This is a genomic window from Dialister sp. (genome assembly GCF_051885895.1).
Lineage (GTDB): Bacteria > Bacillota > Negativicutes > Veillonellales > Dialisteraceae > Dialister.
Window position 1 is genome coordinate 15,861 of record NZ_JBJEXP010000107.1, and the last position, 8,067, is coordinate 23,927.

Here is an 8,067-nt window from a genome sequence, read left to right on the forward strand (position 1 = left end):
AATTTCATACGCACAAAACCGTTTCCTGTTTGATGGGCTGCACTTTTACATTCAGGCCTTGGTATATACCCGGCTGTCCAGCACGCATACATCAGGAAGGTTTCTGTATTTTTCCGCATAGTCGCAGCCGTAGCCTACGATAAATTCATCGGGAATATCAAAGCCGATGTATTTGACGTCCACATCTTTTTCCCGTCTTTCCTTCTTATTGAGACAGATAGCCAGTTCCACAGAAGCGGCGCCTCTCTGCTTCAGAAGCGGCACCAGGGCGCTCATGGTAATGCCGGTATCAATGATATCTTCCACCACGATTACATTCTTGCCCCGGATATCCCGGTCAAGATCTTTTTTAATATTGACATGGCCGGAAGAAATGGTGCTGTTGCCATAGCTGGATACACACATGGTATCCAGGGTAACCGGAAGGTCGATGGACCGCATGAGATCGCAGAGGAAAGGCATAGCGCCTTTCAGAATGCCTACCAGCACCACATCTTTCCCTTCATAGTCTCTGGTAATCTGTTCTCCCAGTTCCTTTACTCTTTTTTCAATCTGTTCTTTGGTAATCAGTACGGTTTTAATATCTTTTCCCAGGTTTTTCATGTTTCTGATTCAGTCTCCTTATCATTCCACGTCAGTGTAAGAAGAAGGAAATTGGTGGTTCCTTCTGTTACTCTGGCCCTCCGGCTTCCTCTCAGGAACCCGGTCCAATAAATATGTTCTTCATCTGCCGCCAGCGGCCATTCCCGGCGAAGCTCCGGAGAGATGCCGTTTTCCTGAAGAATCGAGAAGATCTTTCTGCTTCCCTCCATGCCCAGGGGTTCCATGCGGTCGTTTTTTTCCGCCCTTTTCAGCCGGATGTGCCCCACCTGATCTCCGTCCAGAAGATACTGGCATTTCATGGTTTTTACAGGGGCGTTCAGCCTTTCTATTGTCATGGTCCATGGGCCCAGAGTCTCTGTAACTCTATGGTCACTGCTTATTATACCAGTTTCTGCTGAAACCGGCTTTTCTTTTTCCATCCATTTTTTATAAAGAAGGTAAAGTTCTTCCTTTGTACTGCCTCTGCTTTCGGTATGCGAATTTCCGCGGCGGAAAAGGAGCACCTCTCTGCCGACTTCCATGACCGTACCGGCAGCAGAGGTCATTTTCCCTTTTCTGCCCTGCAGGGCAAGAAGGCGCATGCGCTCCACCCCTTCTGCATCCGGTGCTCTGCCGCTTATTTTCTCTCCTGCCCTTCGAAGGATCCTCCTCTGCAGGGCCGGATGAAGAGAACGCCAGTGCTTTCTGGGAAAGGTAAGGACATCATCAGTGCCATAAAAAAAAGGCTCTTCCTTTTTTTCTTCCTCTTCCAGAAAATCCTCTTCCCCTCTCAGGATGTCCGCCATGCGGGACAGGGACTCTGCCAGCTCCGGATTATAGGAAAGAAGCCGGGGCATCAGGAGAAGACGAATCCGGTTTCTCGTGGCGTCAGGAATATCATTGGTTTCATCATGGCAGGGAGTCACAGGAAAGGCAGAGAGGAATTCCCCGATTTCCTTTCTTGTAACGGAAAGAAACGGGCGGATAAAGCAGCCTCTCACAGGCTGTATGCCCGTCAGTCCTTTCATGCCGCTGCCCCGGAGAAAATGAAAAAGGATGGTCTCTGCCTGGTCATTCTTATGATGAGCCAAAGCTATATGACTGAACCCTCCCTCTTCGGCCGCGTCAGCCAGAGCTTCATAACGAAGAGTCCGGGCCACTGTTTCCACGGATCCCCTTTCTTTTTGTCTGGCCGCCGGGACATCCACATCCCTGCGGTAAAAGGGAATCCTGAAACGGCGGCACAGCTCTTCCACGTATTCCGTTTCCTTTTCCGCCGCCTCCCGCAGGTGATGATTCACGCAGCAGCAGCCGATGCGAATTTCTTCCCTTTCCCTGATTTCCCGCAGAAACAGGAGCAGTCCCAGCGAATCCGGTCCGCCGGATACAGCGGCCAAAACGGAATCCCCTTTTTTCCACAGGCCTTTTTCCCGGGAAAAGCGAAGAACCTTTTCCACAAATTCTTTCTTATTCATGCGTTTTCTTTCGGCTGCAGCACATCCGCATCCAGCAGCCCTTCCGAAAGATCCCTGTCGCTCACCATGATTTCCGGCAGGGCAAAGTATTCCATAAGGCTGTCAAGGATTGCAACCCCCGCCACAATGATGTCTGCTCTTTCCGGCATGAGCCCCACCAGATGACATTTTTCATCATAGGACATGGCAGAAAGCTTCTTCAGCATACGGTTTACCTCTTCCTGCCGAATAATGAAATCCTGTACCTTCGTCGAATCATACACTTCCAGCTCCTGCAGCATGGAAGCCAGGGATGTAACGGTGCCGCCTACGCCAATCCAGCGTTTTACGTTTTTCACATATTTCATCAGTTCCGTATGTCGGAAAAGATCGAAACAGTGCTTCTTCAGCTCTGCCAGACCCCGGGGCGTGGTGGTGTCAAACTGCTTCGAGCAGCGCACACATCCGAGCCGGAAGCTGTGGCGCATGCCGATATCCGTGCCGAAGCCTGTGCATATTTCCGTGGATCCTCCTCCGATGTCCACCACCGAAGTAACCACGCCTGATGTGCCGGCCGCGCCGATATAGCTGTAATAGGCTTCTTCCTTCCCGGTCAGTATGCGTACAGGGATTCCGGCTGCCGCCGTAACCTCATCAGAAAAGGCAGGGCCATTGGCTGCATCCCGCATGATTGACGTACCATAGGCATAAATTTCAGACGCTCCTGCCAGCCGGGCAGCAGCAGTAAACTCCTCAATCGCCTTCAGCGTTCTTTCCTCCGGTCCCCTGCCGATAAACGCCTTGTCTGTCATTCCCTCACCGAGCCGGGTACTGCGGAGATCCTTCTTCAGAACCTTCCATTCTTCCTTGTCATCTTTTTCTGCAATCAAAAGACGCACTGAATTCGTCCCGATATCGATAATCGCACGCATGTTATCCCCCTGTAAAATAATAAGGGAGCATGGAATGCTCCCTTTTTTCCGAATCAGTCAGAGCGCCGGGCTCCCCGGCCGCCTCTCTTGGATTCCACATTTCTCTTCAAATCAAGAAGTCTTTCATCGCTGTCTTTCAGGAAGCGGCTGAGCTTATCCTCAAAAGAAGCCGGGGCTTCTCTTTTCGCCGTGCGGAAACCGCCTGAAAACGAACGATTGAACTGCGGTCTTTCAGAACGGAAGGAATCGGCTTCCCCTTCCTCCTGGCGGCGTTCAAAAGAACGATGGCCCTCACGGCTGCGGAACTCGTTTCTTTCATGGAAATCACGGTGTCCCTGGTGGTCACTATGGAAACGTTCCTGTCTCTTTTCTTCCTTTCCTGTAGCAGGCTGGGCCTGTTTGATGGAGAGGGCAATCTTGCCTCTGTCATCAATGGTAATGACCTTGACCTTGACTTTATCTTTTACCTTAAGATAATCATTCACATCACTTACATATTCATTTGCTACTTCAGAAATGTGAACCAGACCCACCTTCTTATCCGGCAGTTCTACAAATGCGCCAAACTTTGCGATACCGGTAATGGTACCTTCTACGATGTTGCCGACCTCTAAAGCCATGAGAAAAAAATACATCCTCCCTGAAAAACCTAAATATAAATATTAATTTGATTATACGAGATTTTCTAAGGAATAGCAATAGCAACATGTGTAATAAAAACACCCTTCTCTCTGAGGGAGAAGGGTGTTTGATTACCTCTCAATCACTGCAAAATGACGGTCTTCTTTTCTTGCCTTGCCCGACAGCTGAGAATGGCCTACCGCTACAGCAAGGAGCGGTGTTACGCCTTCCGGCAGCTTAAGCATTTTCAGATAATCTGCATCCTTGCCCAGCAGACGGATAAATCCGAAAAGTATGACGGAAGAAAGGCCCAGATCCGAAGCCTTTAAATGGATATGCTCTGCAATAATACCGGCATCAAATCCTTCCAGATTTTCCATGACATCTTTCGTGCGGCAGATCAGGATAAGAAGGGGTGCTTCATAAATCATATGGGGCTTTCCTGCCTTCTCTCCGCCTTCTGTGCTGATCCGTTTCAGTACGGAAGGATCCCGCACCACCACCAGGGCATAGCCCTTATCATTGTGGTGGCCTACGGAAGATTCCTGGGCCGCATGAATCAGGGCCCTGATGTCTTCTTCAGAAACCGGTTCTTCTGTGTAGGAGCGGACTGATTTTCTAAGAGATAAAACAGTATCAAATTCCATAATATCCTCCTATTCCTTTCCGTCAATGCGGAATGTCTTAATTCTCGGCACAAGCCGTCTCTCCCTCTGGGGGACAGGCGTATGGCCTACGGCGACTGCCATGGCTGGCTGCAGCCCTTCCGGCAGATGCATGGCCTGGAAATACCTGCCATAACCTTCGGTACTGTTCAATGTGCGGATAAAGCTGTAAATACAGATCGATCCGAGGCCCAGATCCACAGCCTTCAGATGCATATTTTCCGCCATAATGCCTGCATTGAGCTTAATGGAATCGGCCCTGGCCTCCGGCGTACTCATGATGAGAAGAAGAAGGGGCGCCCCGTAGATCGGATCTCCTCTCCCCGAGAGGGCCTGATTTTCCTCCGCCAGAAGCTGGAGAATCTTCTTATCCGTAATGGCAGCGATGGCATAGTTCTTGAAATCAAAATGTCCTACCGGCACTCTTTCTCCTGCGGCTATAATCTTTTCAATTTCCTCTTCAGAAACCGGTTCATCCGTATACCGGCGTACCGAACTCCTTACGGCCAGTACATGATCAAATTCCATGGCAATCTCCTTTTTTATAATCCAATGTCATTCCTGTGAGCAGGCATCTTTCCCGTTCAAAATACGGGACAGCAGAGCGCCGGCCATCTCATAATCATCAATGGCAGCACACCAGGGGCTGTCTTTTCCTTTTTCATAAACACAAAGGGGCCCGTTTCCCAGCTCCACATGGTCCAGATCGGAAAGCTCCGTCACTGTTTGTTCTTTTCTGCTGCGGAAACCCATCCGTTCTGAGGTAATCCAGAATGCTCCCTTGTCACCTGCTTCCCAAAGGTTTTTGTCCTCTTTATTTTCCCAATTTCCCACCCGGAAGGGATGTCCTTTGGAAATAGTTCGGTCGCCTCCTTTTTTCAATGGTTTTTTAGGCTTCATCAGACGGGCAGCGGAAGTAAAATGGAGTTTTTCCCCATCCCGGTACCTGACATTGGCATATTCCCTGCTGACGGTAGGCATGAGGCCTTCTTCCTGAATTTTATAGAGTGCATTGCACCGTTTGGCAATGGTAGTGTATTTATACTTGGCCTCTTCCTTCATCATGTAGCAGATCTTCAGAAGATCAGAGAACATGCCGTATTCATCATCATCCATATACCCGTCATGGTACAGCTTTTCAAAGGCCTTGTCACAGGCCATGGCCTGTGCGCGGGCCAGCTGCTTGTTTCCCAGATCCTTTTCTTTCGCATAGGCAATGAAATCTTCCAGCGAATCGGCATCCAAAGTATCATTAACTGCCGCCGCAGCCATTTTATCCGCGTATTCTTCTATATATTCCTCTTTCCCTGAACCAAACAAATGAAAGAACAAGAATACCACCTCCATAACTGATGAATTCAAAGCAGAAGCGCAAAGGCACTGCAGCCATGAATTCTTTTATTTATAATGAAATCGACTGAACCGACTGGGCGATTACCCCTTCGGCATAGTCCTTCTCTTTCAGATTGTAGATATAATCGAAGGAAATGTATTTTCCATCTTTGACAAAAATATAGCTTCTGGTGTGATCTCCCTGGTCATCAAAATCCAGCTGCAGCCCATCCATGCCATGAACGGGTCCAAAGAGGAAGGATACATTTTTTACATATTTCCCGGTACTCTCACTGGCCAGCTTATCCTGGAAATGACGGATAATTTCTTCCTTCTTTGCATCCGTAAGTCCGGAAAGGCTGGACGGGAGAAAACTGAATTCCGGATTTTCCGACAGGGAAAGGACCGCCACCCCTGTCATAAGGAGCCGGTTGCCTGCTACCAGTACGTGATCCGGTGCTACCGGCGGATCATAATCCACCTTCATGGAAGCGGGAATATCATAGGTATAGGCCGTGCCCTTCACGCTGATCTTCTGCATGGGCGTATAGAACTTCACCGTATTTATGAGCTGCTCCACATAGGAGCTGTTCTTTTTCATATCCTCTTCTTTCATGGTAAAGGAAACCATGGCCGTTCCGTCAGGCCGTAGAAAGACATACCGGATTACCCCGAAGTTTCCGGCTTCCCCTTTTCCCGAAGTTCCCGCCATAAAAGCGGTTTCTCCGCCAATCTTCACCTTTTTCAGGTACAGCTGCTTTTCGCCGGAGTTCCGTATGCTTTCCTTCAGGAATTTTTCCGCATCCGCCAGTTTTTCCTTCATCTGGCTTTCCATGTAGGGCTGCGCATGGGCCCGGGACAGGATTGAAAGGGAAATGCCTTCATCCGGAAGATATGCCTGGTACACGGGGCCATTGGAATCCTGATTTTCTACCCGGTTCCCCGGAATTGTCATGGATATTCCGCTTACTTTATTATCATACACAAAATTTTCTCCCGCCGCCGGCAGGATGACACTTTCCGCACCGTCTTCGGCCAGGGCTGCTCCTGCAGGAACAGTGAGCAGGGCTATGGACAGAGCCAGCATTATTTTTTTCATAGATTCCTCCCTGAGGAAGCACTGATTCATTCATAGAGTCTGATTTCATAAGGATTTTTATGCACTGCTGCGTCCTGGGACTCTTTCAACAGCCGGCTGTTCGCATCGTTCTATTCCTTGAAAATCCAAGAATACAATCAGACTGTAAATGAATCAGCGCTTCCCGCATTTTTCTCCTGTAAGAAGAATGTGGCTTCATGCTATAATCATAATATATCATAACAGGAAATACAGAATAAGGAAATCTGTTTTCAAAAGGAGGTCTTCCCATGCAGTTCAAAAAAATTCTTGTTCCCATTGACGGCTCCGGCACCGCAGACAATGCTTTCCACTATGGACTGGAAATGGCTGAAACCTATCAGGCCGATTTATATGCGGTAGTAGTAGCCGATGTAGGAGAAGCCGCCTATCCCCTCATGCAGGTAAACCTGGACCGGAACGGCTTTGCATCGGTCAAGGAAAAAGCGGAAGCCGTCATGGAACGAATCAAAAAGCAGGTTCCGCCGGATATTCATTTTACTCCTGTGATCCGGGTTGGTGTACCGGGTAATGTCATCACCTCGCTGGTGGAAGAAGAAAACATAGATCTTGTCATTATGGGAAACAGCGGAAAAGGTTCCCTGTCCTCCTTTATTATGGGCAGTGTGAGCCAGTATGTCATCCACCATGTCAAGGTTCCGGTGCTTATCATCAAATAACACACCAGGCTGAGCCAAGGAGAAACCCATCATGCAGACATCAAAAATCCCGCAGTATCTGCGGGATTTTTTACGTCAGGAAACCCTGTATTTCTTTAGAAATTCATACATGGGCACAGGCCGGCTGTAATAGTAGCCCTGGAAATAATTGCAGCCCATGGCTCTCAGCCCTTTGACCATTTCTTCCGTTTCCACTCCTTCTGCAGTAATGGTAAATCCAAGATCCCGAAACCCTTTGATGAGATTGGGCAGGTAGGTATCCGGCTTTTTGAAGTGTGCCCACACCAGGGACATATCGATCTTAATTCCCGAAAGGGCTATGGATTTCACACGGCTGGAATTGGCATAGCCCTTACCGAAATCATCCAGTATCATCGTATAGCCCAGACGGTGGAGCAAGTCAATCTGTTCCAGTCCGCCCGGTCCCAGTGCTCCCTGCTCCGTGATTTCAAGATGGATATACCGGATAGGGATGCCATATTCCTTTCGAATCTTCTCCAGTTTTTCAGGAAGATCTCTCCCTAAACACTGCACCGGAGATACGTTGATATTGATCCATTCAATGCCGGACTGCTGCATACCTCCCTGGCTGATAAAGGAGCATACTTTTCTGAAAACCTGCAGTCCCAGTACAGTCACCAGGCCGTTAGACTCTGCTGCAGGAATAAACTCGTCAGGGAAAAC

General features: G+C 48.9%; 10 protein-coding genes. 1 reads left to right on the forward strand and 9 read right to left on the reverse strand.

The window, feature by feature from the left end; translation table 11 throughout:
* Window positions 1–51 precede the first annotated feature (51 nt).
* The 8 genes from hpt to ACI4N7_RS09180 form a co-directional block, all read right to left on the reverse strand.
* Window positions 52–603, reverse strand: a complete 552-nt coding sequence (gene hpt / locus ACI4N7_RS09145; RefSeq protein ID WP_439733053.1) for a hypoxanthine phosphoribosyltransferase — start codon at window positions 601–603, stop codon at window positions 52–54.
* Window positions 600–2,057, reverse strand: coding sequence for a tRNA lysidine(34) synthetase TilS (gene tilS, locus ACI4N7_RS09150; RefSeq protein WP_439733054.1), 1,458 nt, complete (start codon window positions 2,055–2,057; stop codon window positions 600–602). Before tilS ends, hpt begins: the two co-directional genes overlap by 4 nt.
* Entirely contained in the window at window positions 2,054–2,968 is a 915-nt protein-coding gene (locus ACI4N7_RS09155) for a Ppx/GppA phosphatase family protein (protein ID WP_439733055.1), read from the reverse strand. Before ACI4N7_RS09155 ends, tilS begins: the two co-directional genes overlap by 4 nt.
* Before the next feature lie 53 nt (window positions 2,969–3,021).
* Entirely contained in the window at window positions 3,022–3,588 is a 567-nt protein-coding gene (locus ACI4N7_RS09160; RefSeq protein WP_439733056.1) for a S1 RNA-binding domain-containing protein, read from the reverse strand.
* Window positions 3,589–3,720: 132 nt separating this feature from the next.
* Window positions 3,721–4,236 carry a nitroreductase family protein gene (locus tag ACI4N7_RS09165; RefSeq protein WP_439733057.1) on the reverse strand — a complete coding sequence of 172 codons (516 nt, stop codon included), beginning with the start codon at window positions 4,234–4,236 and terminating at the stop codon, window positions 3,721–3,723.
* Between the two features lie 9 nt (window positions 4,237–4,245).
* Window positions 4,246–4,782 (reverse strand): nitroreductase family protein, encoded by a 537-nt coding sequence (locus ACI4N7_RS09170; protein ID WP_439733058.1) that lies wholly within the window; start codon window positions 4,780–4,782, stop codon window positions 4,246–4,248.
* A 27-nt stretch (window positions 4,783–4,809) separates the two neighbouring features.
* Window positions 4,810–5,526 carry a hypothetical protein gene (locus ACI4N7_RS09175; RefSeq protein WP_439733059.1) on the reverse strand — a complete coding sequence of 239 codons (717 nt, stop codon included), beginning with the start codon at window positions 5,524–5,526 and terminating at the stop codon, window positions 4,810–4,812.
* Between the two features lie 130 nt (window positions 5,527–5,656).
* Window positions 5,657–6,685, reverse strand: coding sequence for a hypothetical protein (locus ACI4N7_RS09180; protein WP_439733060.1), 1,029 nt, complete (start codon window positions 6,683–6,685; stop codon window positions 5,657–5,659).
* A gap of 269 nt (window positions 6,686–6,954) precedes the next feature.
* Between ACI4N7_RS09180 and ACI4N7_RS09185 the strand changes: the two genes are divergently transcribed.
* Window positions 6,955–7,383 carry a universal stress protein gene (locus ACI4N7_RS09185; RefSeq protein WP_439733061.1) on the forward strand — a complete coding sequence of 143 codons (429 nt, stop codon included), beginning with the start codon at window positions 6,955–6,957 and terminating at the stop codon, window positions 7,381–7,383.
* A 75-nt stretch (window positions 7,384–7,458) separates the two neighbouring features.
* Here ACI4N7_RS09185 and ACI4N7_RS09190 read toward each other — a convergent pair.
* Window positions 7,459–8,067, reverse strand: a 609-nt coding sequence (locus ACI4N7_RS09190; protein WP_439733062.1) for an EAL domain-containing protein, incomplete at its 5' end; no start/stop codon positions are given.

Excerpts from the sequence above, each read along its gene's own strand:
- hpt (WP_439733053.1), bottom strand. The coding sequence starts at position 603 with ATGAAAAACCTGGGAAAAGATATTAAAACCGTACTGATTACCAAAGAA.
- tilS (WP_439733054.1), bottom strand. The coding sequence starts at position 2,057 with ATGAATAAGAAAGAATTTGTGGAAAAGGTTCTTCGCTTTTCCCGGGAA.
- ACI4N7_RS09155 (WP_439733055.1), bottom strand. The coding sequence starts at position 2,968 with ATGCGTGCGATTATCGATATCGGGACGAATTCAGTGCGTCTTTTGATT.
- ACI4N7_RS09160 (WP_439733056.1), bottom strand. The coding sequence starts at position 3,588 with ATGGCTTTAGAGGTCGGCAACATCGTAGAAGGTACCATTACCGGTATC.
- ACI4N7_RS09165 (WP_439733057.1), bottom strand. The coding sequence starts at position 4,236 with ATGGAATTTGATACTGTTTTATCTCTTAGAAAATCAGTCCGCTCCTAC.
- ACI4N7_RS09170 (WP_439733058.1), bottom strand. The coding sequence starts at position 4,782 with ATGGAATTTGATCATGTACTGGCCGTAAGGAGTTCGGTACGCCGGTAT.
- ACI4N7_RS09175 (WP_439733059.1), bottom strand. The coding sequence starts at position 5,526 with ATGGCTGCGGCGGCAGTTAATGATACTTTGGATGCCGATTCGCTGGAA.
- ACI4N7_RS09180 (WP_439733060.1), bottom strand. The coding sequence starts at position 6,685 with ATGAAAAAAATAATGCTGGCTCTGTCCATAGCCCTGCTCACTGTTCCT.
- ACI4N7_RS09185 (WP_439733061.1), top strand. The coding sequence starts at position 6,955 with ATGCAGTTCAAAAAAATTCTTGTTCCCATTGACGGCTCCGGCACCGCA.